The organism is Chryseobacterium viscerum (assembly GCF_025949665.1).
Taxonomy (GTDB): Bacteria; Bacteroidota; Bacteroidia; order Flavobacteriales; family Weeksellaceae; genus Chryseobacterium; species Chryseobacterium viscerum_A.
The window spans coordinates 1,549,376-1,568,051 of record NZ_JAPDFT010000001.1; the positions used below are offsets into that span (position 1 = coordinate 1,549,376).

Annotated in this window: 17 protein-coding genes; 5 read left to right on the forward strand and 12 right to left on the reverse strand. The window is 36.9% G+C overall.

What is annotated here, in order from left to right; all coding sequences use genetic code 11:
• Positions 1-8 precede the first annotated feature (8 nt).
• The 4 genes from OL225_RS07010 (at position 9) to OL225_RS07025 (ending at position 2,976) form a co-directional block, all read left to right on the forward strand.
• Entirely contained in the window at positions 9-857 is an 849-nt protein-coding gene (locus OL225_RS07010) for a PH domain-containing protein (RefSeq protein WP_264517767.1), read from the forward strand.
• 18 nt (positions 858-875) lie between these two features.
• The gene (locus OL225_RS07015; RefSeq protein WP_264517768.1) at positions 876-1,523 is read left to right on the forward strand and encodes a GNAT family N-acetyltransferase; all 648 of its coding nucleotides are present in this window, start codon (positions 876-878) and stop codon (positions 1,521-1,523) included.
• Between the two features lie 65 nt (positions 1,524-1,588).
• Complete coding sequence (locus tag OL225_RS07020; protein WP_264517769.1) at positions 1,589-2,125, forward strand: PH domain-containing protein; 537 nt, start codon at positions 1,589-1,591, stop codon at positions 2,123-2,125.
• A 59-nt stretch (positions 2,126-2,184) separates the two neighbouring features.
• Positions 2,185-2,976, forward strand: a complete 792-nt coding sequence (locus OL225_RS07025; RefSeq protein WP_264517770.1) for a class I SAM-dependent methyltransferase — start codon at positions 2,185-2,187, stop codon at positions 2,974-2,976.
• A gap of 118 nt (positions 2,977-3,094) precedes the next feature.
• Here OL225_RS07025 and OL225_RS07030 read toward each other — a convergent pair whose 3' ends face one another.
• From OL225_RS07030 to OL225_RS07040, 3 genes are all read right to left on the reverse strand, one after another.
• Positions 3,095-3,331, reverse strand: coding sequence for a YtxH domain-containing protein (locus OL225_RS07030; RefSeq protein ID WP_047374332.1), 237 nt, complete (start codon positions 3,329-3,331; stop codon positions 3,095-3,097).
• Between the two features lie 99 nt (positions 3,332-3,430).
• Complete coding sequence (locus OL225_RS07035; protein ID WP_264517771.1) at positions 3,431-4,273, reverse strand: isoaspartyl peptidase/L-asparaginase; 843 nt, start codon at positions 4,271-4,273, stop codon at positions 3,431-3,433.
• Between the two features lie 244 nt (positions 4,274-4,517).
• Positions 4,518-5,408, reverse strand: coding sequence for a cyanophycinase (locus OL225_RS07040; RefSeq protein ID WP_047374335.1), 891 nt, complete (start codon positions 5,406-5,408; stop codon positions 4,518-4,520).
• Positions 5,409-5,606: 198 nt separating this feature from the next.
• Between OL225_RS07040 and cphA the strand changes: the two genes are divergently transcribed.
• Positions 5,607-8,237, forward strand: a complete 2,631-nt coding sequence (gene cphA / locus OL225_RS07045; RefSeq protein WP_047374336.1) for a cyanophycin synthetase — start codon at positions 5,607-5,609, stop codon at positions 8,235-8,237.
• 214 nt (positions 8,238-8,451) lie between these two features.
• Here cphA and OL225_RS07050 read toward each other — a convergent pair whose 3' ends face one another.
• The 9 genes from OL225_RS07050 to OL225_RS07090 all read right to left on the reverse strand — a co-directional run bounded on the left by OL225_RS07050 (position 8,452) and on the right by OL225_RS07090 (position 18,522).
• The gene (locus OL225_RS07050; RefSeq protein ID WP_264517772.1) at positions 8,452-8,943 is read right to left on the reverse strand and encodes a MepB family protein; all 492 of its coding nucleotides are present in this window, start codon (positions 8,941-8,943) and stop codon (positions 8,452-8,454) included.
• A gap of 177 nt (positions 8,944-9,120) precedes the next feature.
• Positions 9,121-10,305: a hypothetical protein gene (locus OL225_RS07055; RefSeq protein ID WP_264517773.1), complete on the reverse strand. Its 1,185-nt coding sequence runs from the start codon at positions 10,303-10,305 to the stop codon at positions 9,121-9,123.
• 184 nt (positions 10,306-10,489) lie between these two features.
• On the reverse strand, positions 10,490-11,323 hold the full coding sequence (locus tag OL225_RS07060; RefSeq protein ID WP_264517774.1) for a type 1 glutamine amidotransferase: 834 nt from the start codon (positions 11,321-11,323) through the stop codon (positions 10,490-10,492).
• Positions 11,324-11,356: 33 nt separating this feature from the next.
• Positions 11,357-12,475, reverse strand: coding sequence for a carboxylate-amine ligase (locus tag OL225_RS07065; protein WP_047374342.1), 1,119 nt, complete (start codon positions 12,473-12,475; stop codon positions 11,357-11,359).
• A 30-nt stretch (positions 12,476-12,505) separates the two neighbouring features.
• Positions 12,506-13,459: an ATP-grasp domain-containing protein gene (locus OL225_RS07070; protein WP_264517775.1), complete on the reverse strand. Its 954-nt coding sequence runs from the start codon at positions 13,457-13,459 to the stop codon at positions 12,506-12,508.
• Positions 13,460-13,513: 54 nt separating this feature from the next.
• On the reverse strand, positions 13,514-14,227 hold the full coding sequence (locus OL225_RS07075) for an alpha/beta hydrolase-fold protein (protein ID WP_264517776.1): 714 nt from the start codon (positions 14,225-14,227) through the stop codon (positions 13,514-13,516).
• 310 nt (positions 14,228-14,537) lie between these two features.
• Positions 14,538-15,752 carry an ATP-grasp domain-containing protein gene (locus OL225_RS07080; RefSeq protein ID WP_264517777.1) on the reverse strand — a complete coding sequence of 405 codons (1,215 nt, stop codon included), beginning with the start codon at positions 15,750-15,752 and terminating at the stop codon, positions 14,538-14,540.
• Positions 15,753-15,893: 141 nt separating this feature from the next.
• Positions 15,894-17,309, reverse strand: coding sequence for a leucyl aminopeptidase family protein (locus OL225_RS07085; RefSeq protein WP_264517778.1), 1,416 nt, complete (start codon positions 17,307-17,309; stop codon positions 15,894-15,896).
• Positions 17,310-17,400: 91 nt separating this feature from the next.
• Positions 17,401-18,522: an alpha/beta hydrolase gene (locus tag OL225_RS07090; protein WP_047374350.1), complete on the reverse strand. Its 1,122-nt coding sequence runs from the start codon at positions 18,520-18,522 to the stop codon at positions 17,401-17,403.
• Positions 18,523-18,676: the final 154 nt, after the last annotated feature.

Consider the following 18,676-nt stretch of genomic DNA (forward strand, 5'->3'; position numbering starts at 1 on the left):
AAGAAGAAATGAGTAATAACTGTGCATTGTGTAAAACAGAATTAACCTCTATGGATACGCTTCTGGGAGCTAATAAGCTTTCAGATGGCAATGTCTTATGCAATAAATGTCTGAATCAAACGAGCAATATCAATGAAGAATTGCTGTACAATCTCAATAAATTCAGTATTGATGATATTAATGAAATGCTGAAAACAGAGACAAAGGAACCAGTTCTGCCAGTAGCAGTGGTAGAGCAAAATTTTCCTGTAGCGATAGATTCTGATTCAACCCAAATTTCAAAAGAAGTTTATAAACGGAGACAGCGCAAAATAAAATTTGAACTGGAAAAACTGAACGCCAATCTTTCTATGTTTACCAAAGGAGAGATCAAAGAACTTCCTTACCTGATTTCAGAAGATGAACAAATAATTGCCATTACAGATGCTCAGTTTGTCAATACATTGGATGCCGGAGTATTGGTGGCAACTCCCAAAAGGATGCTTTCTGTATCCAAAGGAATGTTTGGTGCAGCAAAAATTAATGATTATCGTAATGAGACCATACAATCGGTAAGTTTTATAACAGACCCGAGATCTCCGGTTATTAAACTGCATTTGGAGGAAAGAGTAGTTGAATTTGAATGCTATATGGATAAAGAAGATGCAGAGAAGTTTTATGACACTATAAAGGTCATTTATAATACTCCAAAGGAACAATCTCCGAAAGAAATTAATATAGCAAGTAAAAGTGCTTCAGTGTCACCAGAAGAAGTTTTTAATCAGCTTGAGAAATTAGGAAAACTGAGAGAAAACGGAATCTTAACTGATGCAGAATTTGCAGAACAAAAAAAGAAACTGCTGGAGCAATTAAAATAAAACTTTTAACATCGAATAATGAAGGATAAAGTATCAGCAGAAATAGTAGAAAATTGGCTTAAAGGATGGTGTCTGTCAAGAGAAGTACCTTTTCCTGTTCAGTATAAATCCGGATTCAATGTGATAGTAGGAGATGAAACACAAAAAGAACGTTTTGTATTTCCTCAACTTAATAATGACTTTTTTGAACTTGCAGATTCAATTGATGAGCCCTGGATTTATCTCAAAGTATCTACTTCTCCTGATGAATTTATGGGGAAGATCCCTGAAAGATGGAAGCTGCAGTCACAAGGATATATGATGACCTGTTTCCACCCGATGAATTTCCCTGAAATCAGTCTTGCAGAAGGGTATCACTTAGAATTTTCTGAGTATAACACAACTTTTGTTGTCAGCATTGTAGCTGAGAATGGAGAGCAGGCTTCTATAGGCCGTGTCTCGCTTATCAATGGTGTGGCTGTATATGATCGGATTATTACCGAAAAAAATCATCAAAGGAAAGGGCTTGCTTCTTTTTTATTGAGAGAACTTGAAAAGATAGCTTTAGCAAAAGGATTTTCAAATAATCTTTTAGTAGCAACAGAAGAAGGAAAGCTGCTGTATGAAACGCTAGGCTGGAAGACGTATTGCCTTCACAGTTCTATTGTAATTCCATCTGAAACTTAATATTTTAGCCAAATTAAATTATTCTTTTCCCGAGAAATAGTAATTTAGGCTCATAAACTGTTACCATGAGTGAAAAATCAAGACTTGACGAAATAAGAGAAGAACTTAAAAGACTGGATATCAGTCCTACCATATTTGCCAGAAAAGAAATTTATGAGCTGCCGGATATTCTTTCAACAGATGAAAAGATTGTCTATCTCGTTGAAGGCAGAAATAAAATAAACAATCATCATATTGTTCTAGTAGCTACAGACAGAAGATTGATCTTTGTAGATAAGGAATTCATATACGGATTGAAAGTAGAAGATTTTTCTTACAGCAAAATAAGTTCAATACAATATGAAACAGCAGTATTGCTGGCTTCCATAGATATTCAGGTTACTGATGATATCGTAGAGATAGATGGAGTAGGAAAGTACCATGCTGAGCTGTTTTGTGAAAAGGTAAGAGATTTTATGTCCCGTCCTGAAGTTTCTTTTCAGAATATACCAGAACCAAGTGTTTTGGATCAGCTCGAACAATTGGGAAGATTAAAAGAGACCGGAGTTTTAAGTGAAGAAGAATTTCTTGAGCAGAAGAAAAAGCTCATGGATCAATTATGATCTATATGCAGAGAGGCTTTAATGAAAAGCAGAATTAACACTATTTTAAAACTAAAACAATGGAAAATTACATAGAAATAAATAAAAAATCATGGAATGCAAAGGTTGAACCGCACCTGAAGTCGGATTTTTATTTTGTAGATGAATTTTTAAAAGGAAGAACTTCGCTCAATACAATAGAACTGGAGCTTCTGGGAGATGTAAAAGGAAAAAGTATTCTACATCTGCAATGTCACTTCGGACAGGATTCTATTTCACTGTCAAGAATGGGTGCAAATGTTACCGGGATAGATCTTTCTGATAAAGCAATTGATGCTGCCAGAGATCTTGCGGAAAGATGTGGTACGAATACACAGTTTATCTGTTCAGATGTCTACGATCTGCCTAATATTTTGGATCAGAAATTTGATGTCGTTTATACAAGTTATGGTACAATAGGCTGGCTTCCCGATCTTGAAAAATGGGCTGGTGTTATCAGTCATTTCCTAAAACCCGGCGGACAGTTTATTATGGCAGAGTTTCACCCGGTTGTCTGGATGTTTGATGATGATTTTACAAAAGTGGCTTACAACTATTTTAATGAAAAACCGATCGTAGAGACCTATGAAGGAACGTATGCAGATCAATCTGCACCTATCGTACAGGAATATGTCATGTGGAATCACTCTTTATCGGAAGTTCTTGATAATCTCATTAAAAAAGATTTAATTCTGGATACTTTCCGTGAGTTCGACTGGTCACCATATGCTTGTTTCAGACATGTAGATGAATTTGAAAAAGGAAAATGGAGAATTCCACAGTTTGGAAATAAGATGCCTCTTGTGTATGCATTAGCAGCACAGAAAAAGTAAAATTAATTGAAACAGATCAATATCTGAACGGTTTAAATTAAAATTAAAAAGTCATCGTAGTGCTATTACGATGACTTTTTCCTATATATGAATGTTAAAAAAAACTGCTCTTGTTAAATTAGCTCAGAGAATCCTCAGCCTTTGTTTTTGCTTCGTCCACTTTATTCTGAACCTGGGAAGCAACATCATTGGCTTTTGTTTTAAGGTCATTTCCCCATTTGTTAAGATTATCTTTCGCTGTATTGATTTTATCTTTTACTGCCTGTTGATCTTCAGGGCTTGAATTCTTATATTTCCAATAAGCCAATGCACCTAAACCTAATAATGCTAATAAACCTTTTGCTTTGTTTCCCATGATTTCTATTTTTTTATGTATTAATATTAAAATTTGTTATTACTAATAATGTAAAATACGTGCCAAAAAAATAAATCGAATTATAAAAAAATGTTAAATTTAAGAGAAGACTTCAAATTTTTCACCATCAAAACTGGCAAAAACCATAGTTGGATATGAATCCTGATGATAAAGGTTTCCATTTTTATCAATAGCAATGGCTCCTGCGAACCCATCGATGGTTTTAAGTTCATCAAATGTCTTACTAAAAGCCTCCTGAAGGCTCATCCCGTCTGTAACTCTCGTTACGATTTTTGTGGCAGTAGCATTGCTCACAATATCTTCCCCCACACCGGTACAGCTTACAGCACAGAAGGAATTGGCATAATTTCCGGCCACTGTGGCAGAATCTGAAATCCTTCCCGGAATCTCAAAACCTTTTCCACCTGTAGAGGTAGCAACAGCCAGCTTTCCTTCTTGATCAATCGCTACACAGCCTACCGTTCCTTTACCTCCGTTGGCCAGTTTGGCTTCATATTCATTTCTTCTTTGGGGAATCTCTGTAGAAAAATTCTTAAAACCATGCTCCGTAGCATAGATTTTTGCACCGTGGCCTCCCAAAACCCTGTCATCTTCACCCATAAGATCTTTAGCAACAAAAATAGGGTTCTTTACATCCTGGATATTGATGACTCCGCTTAGCTTCTGAGTATCTCCGTTCATAATAGCAGCACTCATACGGATCACACCATCGCTCTGGATCTGAGAACCAATTCCCGCATTGTACAGCGGATCATCCTCTAATAGTGAAACGGCATAAGCAACAGTATCGAAAGCTGAATGGGTCTTCAGATAATCAAAGGCTTTTTGGGCAATCTCTTTTAAAGAATTCTGCTTTGCAGTTTTTACTTCATGGCTTTGGTCGCTTTCTGAGAAAAAACCTCCGTGTATAATGATTTTCATAATAGATATAGATTTCGTATTCCGGAGTTCCGTGTTTATTACGTCTAATAATACGAATCCCGGGTATTAATAAAAAAGAAAAGATAAGAATTTTATTCAAATATCGAGTTAATACGAGTTTCGTAGTTCGGGTTCCGTAGTTTCGATTTTATTGTTTTTTTAATAACTGATCTTGATTATTTGTAAACCCCGCACTCTACATTGTTGACACGAGTTCCGTGTTCCGGGATTTCAAAATCCCGTACTACTTGTCTTGTGGGATAGGATTAAACTGAGAATTCTCAATCGTTAATGTCTTTGTTGTAAGATCATAATGATCATTCATAGACATGACATGTACCGTTAAATTATCAATAGAGATAGGTTCCCCAAGATTGATATTCGTAAGATTGGTATCTTTAATAAACCTGCCGTCTACCAGAATCACAAGGCCTGAACCTACAGCTGTCATCACATCATTATGGATGAAAAGTCCCGTATCTTCTCCAAGTCCTATTCCCAGTGTTCTAGGATTGTTGACTACCGCCTGGAAAAGGCGGCCAATTCTGCCACGCTGTACAAAGTGTGTATCAATAATGACATTATCAATCAAACCTAATCCCTGAGTGGTTTTGATTTCTCCTTTTAAAAGTGCTTCAGAACTGCTTCCCTGATAGATCATGTTTTCAGATGCTGCGGCAGCTCCCGCAGAAGTTCCGGAATAAATAAAATCCTGTTCCTGATATTTTAATAGAATCGTATCATGGAATCTTGTTCCTCCAAGAATAGAAGTCAGTCTCAGCTGGTCTCCTCCGGTGAACATCATGACATCGGCAGCGTTGGCTCTTGCCACCATTGCATCAGAGTTGGCTTCTTCACGGTTGTGGATGTCCAGAACATTTACATTTTTAGCACCCAGAAATTCAAAAGCCTTTTTATATTCAGAACCTACAATCTGAGGGATCTGTGAGGCGGTTGTTACAATTTCAATAACAGAATCCTCTTTGAGTTTTGACTCGTTGATGATCTTTCGTAAGATCCCACGTTCAAAAAAATTAAGATTCTTTTCAATATTCTGATCATAATCGGTTTCAGCAAAACTTCCTTTGTTTACAGCTCCTCCAATAACTATTAATTTTCCAACAGGTTTCGTCATGGTACAAAATTAAAAAATAATTAACATTCTTTGGCGAATTTCATGCCATCTTTAATTGATTTTTAATGTTTTAGGAATGTTAATTAAAATTAATTTTTTTTTAACAAATCTTTAAATCTGCTATGGTTTCGTTTTGGGTTTTGCATTATCTTTGGCTATGAAAGGAGTTATTGTTAACTGTTAAAATGCCAATAGACTATGAAAATCGAAAAGATTCAGGCACTAAGAGGTCCTAACATCTGGAGCATCAGAAGAAAGAAGCTGATACAGATGAGGTTAGACTTAGAAGAAATGGAGAATTATCCTACCAATAAAATCGAAGGATTCAGGGAAAGGATTGAAAAATTAATACCCTCGTTGATTACCCATCGATGCTCGGAAGGAGTGGAAGGTGGTTTTTTTCATAGAGTGGAAACAGGAACCTGGATGGGGCATGTCATTGAGCATATCGCTTTGGAAATACAGACACTGGCAGGAATGGATGTGGGGTTTGGAAGAACCCGGGAAACAAAAACACCGGGAGTGTATAATGTAGTTTTCAATTATATTGAAGAAAATGCGGGAATCTACGCTGCTGAAGAAGCAACGAAGATAGCAGAAGCCTTAATAGAAGGGAAGGATTATGATTTAAATGCCTGTATTCATAGATTAAAAGAAATCAGAGAGCGTGTCCGTCTTGGACCATCTACAGGAAGTATTGTAGAAGAAGCTGCTTCCAGAAGAATTCCTTGGATCAGGTTGGGAACAAATTCCCTTGTACAATTGGGATATGGAGTAAATCAGCAAAGATTTCAGGCTACCATTACCGGAAAAACAAGTTCTATTGCCGTTGATATTGCATGTAACAAAGAATTAACGAAAAGAATGCTTCATGATGCTGCTATTCCCGTGCCGATTGGTGATTTGGTGGTAGACGAAGAAGGATTAAATGCTGTGATCAGAAAAATTGGGTATCCGATTGTTTTAAAACCTTTGGATGGGAATCACGGAAAAGGTTCTTCAATTAATGTCAATGAATGGGAATCCGCTAAAATAGGTTTGGAACATGCCCAAAAATATTCCAGAAAAGTAATCGTTGAAAAATATATCACAGGTTACGATTTCCGTATACTGGTGATTAATAATAAGATGGTGGCAGCAGCAAGAAGAGTTCCTGCACATGTTGTAGGAGACGGGGAACTGAATCTTCAGCAGCTTATTGAGAAAGAAAACAAAGATCCTAGGAGAGGGTATGGCCATGAAAATGTCCTTACTGAGATTGAAGTAGATAAAGATACATTGGAACTTCTTGAAAAGCTTCAATATACTCTGGAAACCATTCCTCAAAGAGGAGAAGTGGTCTACCTGAAATCAACAGCGAACCTTTCAACCGGTGGAACATCCATTGATGTAACGGATATGGTACATCCGGAAAATATCACAATGGCAGAAAGAATCTCCAAAATTATCGGATTGGATGTCTGTGGTATTGATGTGATGGCAGAGAACTTAACTCAGCCTTTAAAAGAAAGCGGAGGAGCTATTATTGAAGTAAATGCTGCTCCGGGCTTCAGAATGCACCTGGCCCCAAGTGAAGGTCTGCCAAGAAATGTAGCTGCACCGGTAGTAGATATGCTTTATCCACAAGGGAAACCTTTTACGATTCCAATTATTGCCGTGACGGGTACGAATGGAAAAACAACGACAACAAGACTTATTTCTCATATTGTAAAAAGTAACGGTTACAGAGTGGGATTCACGACTTCGGACGGAATTTATATTCAAAATACGATGTTGTCAAAAGGAGATACTACCGGACCGCTTTCAGCAGAATTTATCCTAAAAGATCCAACGGTAGAGTTTGCAGTACTGGAAACTGCCAGAGGAGGAATTTTACGCTCCGGGCTCGGTTTTTCACAATGCGATATCGGAGTTCTTACCAATATTGAGGAAGATCATCTGGGAATGAATGACGTTCACAACTTGAGAGATCTTACCAAAGTAAAACGTGTAGTACTGGACAGCGTCAAAAAGAGTGGCTGGAGTGTACTGAATGCCGATAATGAATATTCTATGAAGATTGTGAATGATCTTGATTCTAATGTGGCAATTTTCAGTATGGATGAAAACAACCCGCATATTGTAAAATTTGCGAAAGAAGGAAAGATTACCTGTGTGTATGAAGAAGGATTCGTTACCATTAAAAAGGGAGACTGGAAAATCAGAATAGGAAAAGCCAAAGATTTCCCGATCACAATGGAAGGAAAAGCCAGGTTTATGATTGAAAATGTATTGGCAGCCAGTTTGGCAAGTTACCTTTATGGATTTGGAATTGAAGATATTTCCAATTCTTTGAGAACATTTATTCCAAGTGCTCAGCTTACACCGGGAAGATTAAATGTCTTTAAATTCAAAAACTTTAAAGTGCTGATTGACTTCGCTCATAATCCTTCAGGATATGAAGCTATTGAAGATTATCTTAAAAATGTTGAGTCAACAAAGAAAATTGGAATTATATCCGGTGTTGGAGACAGAAGAGACAATGATATCAGAGAGTGCGGAAAGATTGCGGGAAGAATGTTTGATTATATTATCATCCGAAATGAAAAACATCTTCGTGGAAGAACGGAAGAGGAAATCAACGGATTGATCATTGATGGAATTAATAATGCAGGCAGAGATGTGAGTTACGAGATTATTCCTAAAGAGATCGAAGCCTTGAAACATGCTATGGGAATGGCGGAAGAAGGAACGTTTATCACGGCATTAAGTGATGTTATTTCCAATGCCATTGATCTGGTACAGGAATACCAGGCGAGAGAATTGTTGGAAGATGATAAAAACCTGTAGAAAGGAGTTTTAAAATAAAGAAAATGGCTGTACCGAAAAGTATAGCCATTTTTTATGGGTTTTCTAATGATTTTTTATAATCTCTCGCAGATTTTTCTGATTAAGCAGATTAATAATAAACATCTGCGGTATCTGCAAAATCAGTGTGAGCCAATATTTTTTGATATGAATCTATATCAGTAGAGCTATGTTTCAATAAGGTATTTTTGATGATTTAAATCTTCAGTAATAATCTAGCCTGTTGAAGTACTTCATCTTGATCTTTAGAAAATTCCAAAAAGTATTGAGTTTGCCAGTCCTGTGTTTTTTGAGCTTGTTTACTTTCTGTTTTATCCCAGGTTGGATAAACTCTTATTCCCCGTTTGCCTGTCTTTTTACCGTCAGATAAAATTCCTTTTTCTAATAAAATACGTTTAGGGAAAATAAATATTCCTGAAAGATTATCTTTAAAAGAAGCAACGAGATAAAAATCAACATTGTCAGTGATATCAAAAGGAGCCGTTTCTCCTTTTTTATTTCTTTTCCAGATGGTTACAAATTGTCCTGTTTTGGTGGGTGTTATTTTAGAAATCCGGAACTTGATGTTCCAACTATTGACCACACAGTTAAAACCTGAATATTCCCTGCATTCTAAGTCTTCTTCAATGTTTGAACAACTTAATCCAAGTGGTTGAAATAGCTGATCTTCAATGGTTTTTAAATTCAAGAGTTAATGTTTAAAGTTCAATGTTTTAAGGGTTAAAGTGGGTTACCCAACCCATAATAGTTCGCTTGAATAACCACCTATTCAATAGGGGATGGCCATATTCCCCTCCGCTGGAGGGGTGGCAAAAATTCAAAGAATTTTTGACGGGTGGTTTATGTTTTATTCAATTTTCCTCATTTATCCTTCTCCAAAAAAAGCATTTGAACTTCCGATCCAGATGGCATCTTTTTTATTGAAATCAACATTTACCATCGCGGCTTTAGTCATTCTTCCAAGATTTTCCAATAGAATAGGGCGTTCGTCATTTTCCCGCCAAATATACAACAAACGGATCTCTGCTTTTGAAAATTCTCCGTTGATATCTTCAAAAATTGGTTCATAGTACACTTTTCTCTGCAGAATATAGTTTTCTTTATCCGGAATGGTATCTGTAATTTCCTTCGTAGGATTTAAATTAACACCACTTCCTGCGAATGAAAATAAAGGTTTCAATACAAAGTCTTCAAGGTTTTCATTTTCCGGAAAATTATGTAAGAAATAGCTCTTCGGAACAAACTGGTGTTTTAATAATGGTAAAAGGAATTTTGAGATTTTAAAGAACCAGTTTGGATGGGTGATCCATTTGACATCCACCTCTTCACGGAAATCAAACTCACTGGTAAGATCTGGAATATTGTCCAGTTCATCAAATATAACACGGTTGTAAATTCTCTTGATTTCTACCAGAGTTCCATTGTTTTCATAATACAGTTTTTTACCTTCTTTCTTAATTTTGGTAAGGCATACTGTTTTTATTCCTAATAACTTCTCTGTTAAAGCAAAATCAATAGCCGTTTTTTGTTTTTCAGGAAAGATTTCAAGAAGGATTACATTTTCAGGGTTTTCATCACCAACAATCAGTTCCTTCAAATATTTTTTAAAGGTTTCATGAGGCATAGGATTTCTGATTTCCGAAAGAAAAGGGTAAACTTCACAAAAAGTTTCTTCATACACTTTCTGAAAAGCATATAAAGAGGGAAACGCCTGAAGTTCTATCAGCTGAGGTTCTATTGCTCCGTTTTCGCTTTTGCAGACTCCAAAATCTATCGTGAAAAAGTGAGGCTGATCTGTATCATTGGGAACTCTGCAGTTATCAGGAACGGCTTTCTGAAGAAGTTCTGCAGGCATTGCCTTAATCTGGCTGATAATACTTTCGCTGGCATCAATAAGCTTGCTTTCAAATTCTTTAGTCAGGAAAATAGGGCTTTCTGAAACCCTGAAAGTAGGTGCTGTACCTCCTTTTTCTGCCAGTATATTTTTTAATTGATTGTATTTTTCATCCGAAAACTCCTGATTATACTGTTTTCTGTATTTTGGAATCATATTTTTTTTCTTTGTGATGTTAAAAAAATCGAACATTTCTGCCCGATTGTTATAGGTAACTGGAAGAGAGAAGCTGGGCGAGGGACGGTTTCAGGTCTGAAAATCTATAGTATTAATTCTAAAATAAAAAAGATTTTCAGTAGCCTTAACCGATAATAACTTCCGGCATCCTTCTTCCAGCCTTTTAAACCAAAGATTCAGCTTCTTTCAAAATGTTTTTTTTTGCAAACTGAAGGAATCTCGGAAGGATCTGATGTCTGGTCAGAATGATTTTATCTTCATCGTCTATTCTGTCGATAGTTTCGAGATATTTCTCCATACCGAAATTTTCAATCATGGCTTCTCTGTTTTTTTCATCTTTCAGATTTTCGATCAGAGATTCAGGATTAGCTTCAGGGTGAAACTGTGTTCCGAATATCTCTTCCGAAAAACGAACTGCCATTACCGCTCTTTCCAGATTGATATGAGGACGGAACTTTTCAATCGCCATGATGGTCATTCCAAGTTCTTCAAAACGCTCATGATCCGGCTCGATAAACTGGTAAGCTCTGGAATCTACCGCATAAAAAGGATCCTGAAGATTTTTGAATAAAAACTCTTCTTTACCTTCGTCTGTTTTATGAACAGGCATTACTCCGAAAGAGTAAGATTTTCTTTTGCAGATATTACCCAGGTTCCAGTGAATACTTGCCAGCTGGAATGAGTGGCAGATAAGGAAAAGGTATTTTTTATCTTCATTATATTTATTATGCTCAAAAACAGAATCTAGAAAATGGGCAAATCTGTCTTCCCATGCAAAGCCTTCACGATGTGGGTTTCCCGGACCGCCTGAAGAAATGAAAATATCAAAGTCTCCAATCTCCGGCATTTCATCTTTAAACCTCACATCAAATGTCTTGATGACAACATTTTCTTCAGAGTTCTGCTGAAATGCTTCAGAAATTTCTTTAATGTTTCTAAAACCTTGATTCACATGATTGTTGTTCATGTCCAGCAGAGCAATTCGAATATCTTTCATTACATCATATTTTTTGTAAAGTTACCAAAAAAATTATGAAGCAGGTTCACCATGTGTTATGCCATACTCCGTTTCAGAGATCATATAATCAACGACTTTCGTGAGATCACCTGTTTCTTTAAAGATCTGAAGCTGCCTGTCTGCGCCGGTTCCGTTTTCAAGAATTTTCCAGGCATATTCCACTTCATGGCGGCATCCCAAATCGTCTACCACATCATCAATAAACTCTAAAAGTTCTTTCAATAAATGAGGATAAGGAACAGATTCTTCCTTTCCAAAATCGATCAGATGGGCTTCGATGCCGCTTTTAGAGGCACGCCATTTATTTTCGTTCAAAAGGAGTCTTCTGTAGCTTCTGAAGCTCAGATTTTGCTGGTGAAGTTTATAGATTTTAGCAACGAGACTCTGCATGATTGCAGCTAGACACACCGTTTCATCAATTCTCAGCGGCATATCACAGATTCTGAATTCAATTGTAGGGTAGAATGGATGTACCCGTAAATCCCACCAGATTTTCTTGGCATTGTCGATGGTTCCTGTTTTCACAAGAAGATCTACATAACTGTCGAATTCTGCCAGAGAATTAAAATAGCTCGGAATACCGGTTCTCGGGAATTTTACGAAGATTTCCTGTCTGTAAGATTTAAATCCCGTGTATCTCCCGATCCAGAATGGCGAATTGGTAGAAAGAGCATACACGTGAGGAAGAAAGTAACGCATTACATTCTGAATTCTTACGCCTTCTTCACGATTAGGAATTCCAATGTGGACGTGCAGTCCGAAAATAAGGTTTTCCCGGGCTACGTCTCCCATGTCATCTACGATTTTAATGTATCTTTCTCCTTGAGTGATATTGTTATCAGACCAATGCGAAAAAGGGTGAGTACCTCCTCCGGAAACACGAAGTCCCTGCTCATGAGCAATATTGATGAGATGACGTCTTAAATTCGTTAATTCTGCTCTGGCTTCCTGAATATTCTGGCAGATCCCTGTTTCCATTTCAATCATAGATTCATGCATTTCGTGTTTTAAATTTTCACTTAAAACCGCTTTGCCCCCTTCGATGATTTTTGAAACGTGAGAAACCAAATCTCTGCTTTCTACATCAATGATCTGATATTCTTCTTCAATTCCAATAGTAAACTGATGCATTTGTTTTGTGTTTTTTATTTCTTTTCAATGTTATTTTATGGAATCTTTCACAAAGGTTCCCCAAGTAATATTAGGTTTCCCTGGAACATATTCTTTAGCTTTTTCTACAGCCAGTTTTGCCGCGTGCTCTATAATCCATGCAAAATTTTCTTCTCCTACAGAATTTCGGTCTGCATCCGGAGCCGGGTTACAGAAATCAATGGCATAAGGAATACCGTCTCTTACAGCAAATTCTACTGTATTGAAATCATATCCCAACGCTTCATTCATGGTAATGGTATAATCATGAATGGTTTTTAGTAGCTTTTCAAGTTCTTCGCCTTGTGTCTGATGAGTTGTGGCGTATCTCAGGTGAGGGGCATTTCTGGGCTCATAAGGCATGATATGGACATATTTTCTGCCCAGGCAGTAAACTCTGTAATAATCATCAAAGATAATTTCTTCCTGTACCATCATTACAAGCTGTTCCGTTTCTCCCAGTTTGTTCCAAAGATCATCCGGATTTTCTACTCTGTACACATTTTTCCAGCCACCACCGTCGTGAGGCTTCATGTATGCCGGAAACCCTACATAATTAAAGATATATTCCCAGTCGTGCGGAAACTTCAGGTTTCTGAATGAAGTTTCAGAAGTATTGTCCGGTCTTTCATGTGACGGAAGCAGAACTGTCTTGGGAAGCGGAATTCCAAGTTTAGACATCAGGGCATTGTTGAAAAATTTCTCATCAGCACTCCACCAAAACGGATTGTTGATTACATAAGTGCCATTAAGTGCTGCATTTTTCAGGTAAGCTCTGTAAAAGGGAACATCCTGTGAAATTCTGTCGATGATTACCGCATAACCATAATCTGCACCCTGTTCTAATTTGTCGATGGTAACGGGTTCAGCTATGATGTCTCCACCTCCCAGTTCATTCACTTTATCTATAAATGCCCAGGGAAAGGTGTCTTCCATACCGAAAAGAATTCCTACTTTTTTTGTCATAATTTTTGTTTTTAAGATGGGTGTATATTTTTTCTATTTGTCTTTTTATTGTTTTTAAGAGAAAAATGCTCCTATGAAGGTTGGGAAAACCATTCTCCATAGCGGCCAGTCATGGCCTATCCATTTTCTTTCGTCGTACCAAAAGTCTATCCCTTTCAGTCTTAAAATTTCGGCCATTTCAACATTTTTATCTTTGCAGATATCCTGATCAGAAGTACTGAGTACAATATGCATGTGTTTGTATTTCCAGGCATCATCATTTCTTACAAATTCTCTGGGACAGTTGAAATATACCATTTCGTCAGAATAACCATCCATGAAATTTCTTATGCTGAATGCTCCGGAAAGGCAAAACAGGTGGGAAACCACATCAGGAAATCTGAAAGCAAAATTAGCAGCGTGATATCCTCCAAAACTTGCTCCGGCTACTGCTACGCGATGAGTTTTATGAAGTTTCTGAATATAGGGAACAAATTCCTTGATCAGAAACTGTACATATCTTTCATAGTTTCTTATTCTTTGCTGAGGAGATATTTTGTCATCATAAAAGCTCCAGCTGTCAATGGTCTGAACATTATAAAGCTTTACTTTTCCCTGTTCTATAAACCAGTTGATACTTCCGTTAAGATGAAAATCATGATTTTGGGTGTATTGTCCCTGGGAAGTAGGAAACATGATAATAGGGTGGCCGTAATGTCCGGTCACTTCTACCTGAAGACTTGTTCCCAATATATTTGAATAATACTCTGTATGTTCTATGTGAGGCATTTTTCCTTGTTTAATTTTAATATTGCACTTATATTAATTTGATAAATTCAATTCCTCCAAGCTGATCTTTTTCTAAAATATCCAGTACGATTGTTCCTGATTTCGGATGTTCGAGGATTATATTTTCTTTAAAGATCCATTTTGATCCAGGTTTGTTGGCGTGAGTTGAGTCAACGAACTGATAATATGCTTTGCTTTGCCATTTTCCCGGACTTATGTTTTCTAAATTACATTTTAGTTTGGAATCTTCTAGCAGATTATATATTATGAATTCAATAATATTTTGAATATCAATGTCACGTTTTATTTTTTAGGAACTCAACTTATTGCTTTTGGGAGGGAGAATATTCAGCATATCTGCATGAATCATTTCTGCTGCAGAGTCCAGTCTCTCCTGTACCACGGAGGCATCACCGGATTTGTAAACAATCCCGACGTGATAATCTATCGGAAGAAATTTTACAACTTCTTCACATTCAAAACTGCTGTAATCAGGTTCTTTATCTTTAATCAGAGCAACAATCAGCCCTGAATAATATCCTGTGGGTGGTGAAACACTGTAATCACTGCCTCTCAGAAGAGCATCTTCAATTTTAGCCCATTCTCTCCAGATATTGATGCCGCTTGATGCTTCTACCAGGTCCGGAATATGAGCACCACCAACCCTTGAGGAGGTTTCAAGGAAATACCATTTGCCATCTTCTTTTCCACGGATAAATTCTGTATGGGTAGCGCCATTGATCAATCCGAAATTGGAAAGTACTCTGGCATTGATTTCTTCCAGAGCTTTGAACTCTTCGGAATACCGGCCTAAAGTCTTGGACCGGAATACGCCGCCTTCATGGGAAACCTGCATAGGAGGAGCAAGGTATTTTGAAGCAGAAGTGAATACAATTTTTTTATTAAAAGTAAGGCTGTCCACATGGTAAACGTCTCCAGGTTTAAAACTTTCCAGTAAAAAAAGATGACGTTCTTCTCCCAGTGTTTCTAATGCCTCATAAAGCTGTTCTTTGGAGGTTATTTTCTTGATTCCTGATGCTGAAGCTTCAGAGCGGGGTTTCAGTACCCATGGCGCAGGAACGCGGTCTGTAAATTCATTGACTTCATTATCATTGAATACAGCTGTAAATTCAGGAACACTGATCTCTGAATCTTTTGCTTTTTGGCGCATAGCCAGTTTATCCCTGAAATATCGGTGTGTAGTCTGTCCCATTCCCGGAATGCGGAATGTTTCCCTGATTAATGCAGCTTTTTCTACGTCATAATCATCCAATGCCACTACAGCATCTACTTTTCTGGTTTTCATCAGGTGGGAAAATCCCTGAATCAGATGCTCCAGATTCCATACGGACGGTTTGAGTTCCGGCATATAAAATACCTCATCAATTGCGTGCCAGGGCCAGTTTTTTTCTTTAAGATTTTCTGAGGTTACTAAAATGATTTTATTGCCGAGATTCTTCATTTCGTCCATAAAATCGTAGCCTTTGTAATAGCACGAAATACACACAATAGTTTTCTTCTCCATATAATGTTTTTTAATGTTTAGTGAATTTTCAAAAATAAAAGCATTTGTTTATTATTTTATTAATACTAAAAAATGTAATATCGTGCGTTTTTGAAAATTCACTAATCAATTATACAGAGTTTTTTTGTAAAAAACTAATTTTTAGTGATAATTTTCAATTAAGTTCACGAGGAGTTGAACCCCGAAACCTGTTGCTGCTTTTTCTTTGGCATAGCCTACACTTCCGAAGGCTACTCCGGCAATATCCAAATGAGCCCATTTAGGGTGGTTTTCAATGAATTGCTCTAAGAATTTTGCTGCAATAATGCAGTCCCCAACAGGCTTCATAGAGATGTTTTTCATATCGGCTACATCAGACTGAATATCGTCTTTCCAGACGTCCCATAAAGGGAGATTCCATACTCTTTGATTGGTTTGATCTCCGGTTTTTATCAGATTATTTTTCAGCTCCTCATTATTGGAGAACATCGCGGCACAAGTGTCTCCAAACATACGTACAGAGCTTCCTGTTAAAGTAGCCAGATCAATAAGAAAATCTGTTTTGTAGTTTTTAGAAAGATAAGATAATCCGTCTGCAAGGATTAAACGGCCTTCGGCATCAGTATCAAGTACTTCAATGGTTTTTCCGTTGTAGGCTGTAATCACATCACTTGGAAGCAGCGCTTTTTCTGAAACAGCATTATCTGTAATAGGAAGAACAGCAATAATGTTCACAGGAAGTTGCATTTCTGCAGCATAAATTAAAGTTCCCAAAACAGCTGTAGCGCCTCCCATATCAGACTTCATATAATGCAGATTGGCAGAGCTTTTTATTGATATTCCTCCGGTATCAAACAACACACATTTTCCAACCAGTCCGAAAGTCTTGGCATTTTTAACCGTAGTTTTATATTCTAAAATAGTGAATGCTGCATCATAAGCACTTCCTTGATTGACAGAAAGATAAGCGCCCAATCCAAGCTCTTCACATTTCTTCCTGTTGAATACAGTATATTTTAATTCATATTTTTTTGCCAGATTTTTAAGGTAAGCACTTAAAATATCCGGTTTTTTAAGATTGGCAGGTTTGTTGAGCCAGTCCTGACATGCGGTCTGTCCGTTAATCAGAGCTTCTGTTTTCTGACTGATATGGTCTAATTTTTTCTGGCTTACATTTTCAAAATGCAGTTCAAATTTTGCGTTCCAGAAAGTGTTTTTTTTTTCAAAAGGATAATTGTAGGTTCCGGCTAAAAGTCCTTTTACAAATTCCTCAAATTGTTTTTCATTCATGAAATCTGCAAGAGCTAACGTAGGTACTGCCTGCAGTTTTTCTTTCTGTGTTTGTGAGAATTTAGCTGCAACCTGCTGGATTTCAAAATTTTGTAATGTGGATTTTCCTAATCCAATGAAATAGGTAATTCCTTCTTCATGAGCATTGATGAAAACTTCATACTTCTTACCCGTAAAAAAAGTAGCAATGTTTTTATTGAAATTTTTACTGGATTTTGTCCATTCTTCCTCTGTAAATAGGTGGAAGACCTGAGTGTAATTTTTGTTTTTTTTATTAATTAGTTTCATAAATAGATATTATATTTTTCTAAGATCATACACAATCACCTTCCCATTTGTTCTTGTCTTTCTGAAAATCTTCTTCAGCGATTTTGTAAGCTTAGTTTTTAATGCTTTGTTGTTGTGGTTTTACTTCTACAGGGTTTTCTGTATTGTCATAGAAAAGCCATTCAATGGCTCTTGGGAACTCCTGTGACCAGTAAAATTCATTATGGGTGCCTTCAGGGTTGATATTGGTTTTAAACTCAAAATCAAAAAGCTTTTTCTCTTCCCATCTTTTAAGATATTCTTCAAAAATATGAATTCTTTTGACCATTTTAGATCCTTCCTGGCCTCCTCCATAAAGATAAATTTTTGTTTTAAAAGGAACCCTGAAATTCATCATCGGAAAGTTGTTGTTAGGCTCTACCCAAAGAGAGGGTGAGAAGATCAATAATTTGGAATAGACTTCAGGATAAAGAAACCCGCTGTATATGCTGATCAGTGCTCCCAATGAACTGCCTCCGATTCCGGTATTGTCGCGGTCTTTTTTTGTTCTGTAGTTTTCATCTACAAAAGGTTTTAAAGTATCTGCAATAAAGCGGATATATTTTTTTCCCTCAGAGCCGTTGGCTACATGATCATTATCAAAAATATATTCTTTGATTCTTTCCTCGCTGCCATGCTCTATGGCAATGATGATAAGGTCACCACGGCCATATTCTGCAAGGATAGACAGTTTTTTGTCAATTTCCCAGTTTCCGAAGCCGCTTCCTTCATTGAATAAGTTCTGGGCGTCCTGAAGATATAAAACAGGATATCGCTTATCTGTTGTATGATAATCATAGGGAAGCAGTGCCCAGACTTTACGGTGGCGGTCAAGCTGCGGGATATAAAAATTTTCGGAAATCACTTCAGCAATGGGATAATATTCTTCTTTGAACGGCCCCCAGTTTAATCTCCATTTTTCTATCGTATCAGAAGTTTTGCCGGCAGATCTTTTTACTTTGCGGTTGGGAGTAATATTTCCATATTGGTCCAGTTCCACATTCTCCCAGCCTCCCTTTGTGAATTTATAATCAATTTCTTCTGGCAGAAGCTGATCTTCAATTTCTATAAAGTAATTGGAGGAGTCAGTTTGTTTAAGCTGGAAATTGTAGTCTTTGGGATTCCAGCTGTTGAAATTTCCGGTAATAAATACCGGCCTGTCGTCTTTTTCTTCGGTATAAAGTTCAAACCTCATCGTGTGTGTTTAATAATGTTGATGTTAAATTTATAAAAAAAGATTGTTTTGAAATCATAAAAATGTGAGGTAAAAAATGATATATTTGATAGAATGACAAAACACGAAATGATATTGATAATTATTTGATGAATAATTAATCGCTATTGTCAGT

Coding starts and splice junctions, on each gene's coding strand:
- OL225_RS07070 (WP_264517775.1), bottom strand. CDS start 13,459: ATGACAAAAAAAGTAGGAATTCTTTTCGGTATGGAAGACACCTTTCCC.
- OL225_RS07030 (WP_047374332.1), bottom strand. CDS start 3,331: ATGGGAAACAAAGCAAAAGGTTTATTAGCATTATTAGGTTTAGGTGCA.
- OL225_RS07060 (WP_264517774.1), bottom strand. CDS start 11,323: ATGAAAGATATTCGAATTGCTCTGCTGGACATGAACAACAATCATGTG.
- OL225_RS07040 (WP_047374335.1), bottom strand. CDS start 5,408: ATGACGAAACCTGTTGGAAAATTAATAGTTATTGGAGGAGCTGTAAAC.
- OL225_RS07020 (WP_264517769.1), top strand. CDS start 1,589: ATGAGTGAAAAATCAAGACTTGACGAAATAAGAGAAGAACTTAAAAGA.
- OL225_RS07090 (WP_047374350.1), bottom strand. CDS start 18,522: ATGAGGTTTGAACTTTATACCGAAGAAAAAGACGACAGGCCGGTATTT.
- OL225_RS07010 (WP_264517767.1), top strand. CDS start 9: ATGAGTAATAACTGTGCATTGTGTAAAACAGAATTAACCTCTATGGAT.
- OL225_RS07075 (WP_264517776.1), bottom strand. CDS start 14,227: ATGCCTCACATAGAACATACAGAGTATTATTCAAATATATTGGGAACA.
- OL225_RS07080 (WP_264517777.1), bottom strand. CDS start 15,752: ATGGAGAAGAAAACTATTGTGTGTATTTCGTGCTATTACAAAGGCTAC.
- OL225_RS07025 (WP_264517770.1), top strand. CDS start 2,185: ATGGAAAATTACATAGAAATAAATAAAAAATCATGGAATGCAAAGGTT.
- OL225_RS07085 (WP_264517778.1), bottom strand. CDS start 17,309: ATGAAACTAATTAATAAAAAAAACAAAAATTACACTCAGGTCTTCCAC.
- OL225_RS07055 (WP_264517773.1), bottom strand. CDS start 10,305: ATGATTCCAAAATACAGAAAACAGTATAATCAGGAGTTTTCGGATGAA.
- OL225_RS07065 (WP_047374342.1), bottom strand. CDS start 12,475: ATGCATCAGTTTACTATTGGAATTGAAGAAGAATATCAGATCATTGAT.
- OL225_RS07015 (WP_264517768.1), top strand. CDS start 876: ATGAAGGATAAAGTATCAGCAGAAATAGTAGAAAATTGGCTTAAAGGA.
- OL225_RS07035 (WP_264517771.1), bottom strand. CDS start 4,273: ATGAAAATCATTATACACGGAGGTTTTTTCTCAGAAAGCGACCAAAGC.
- cphA (WP_047374336.1), top strand. CDS start 5,607: ATGAAAATCGAAAAGATTCAGGCACTAAGAGGTCCTAACATCTGGAGC.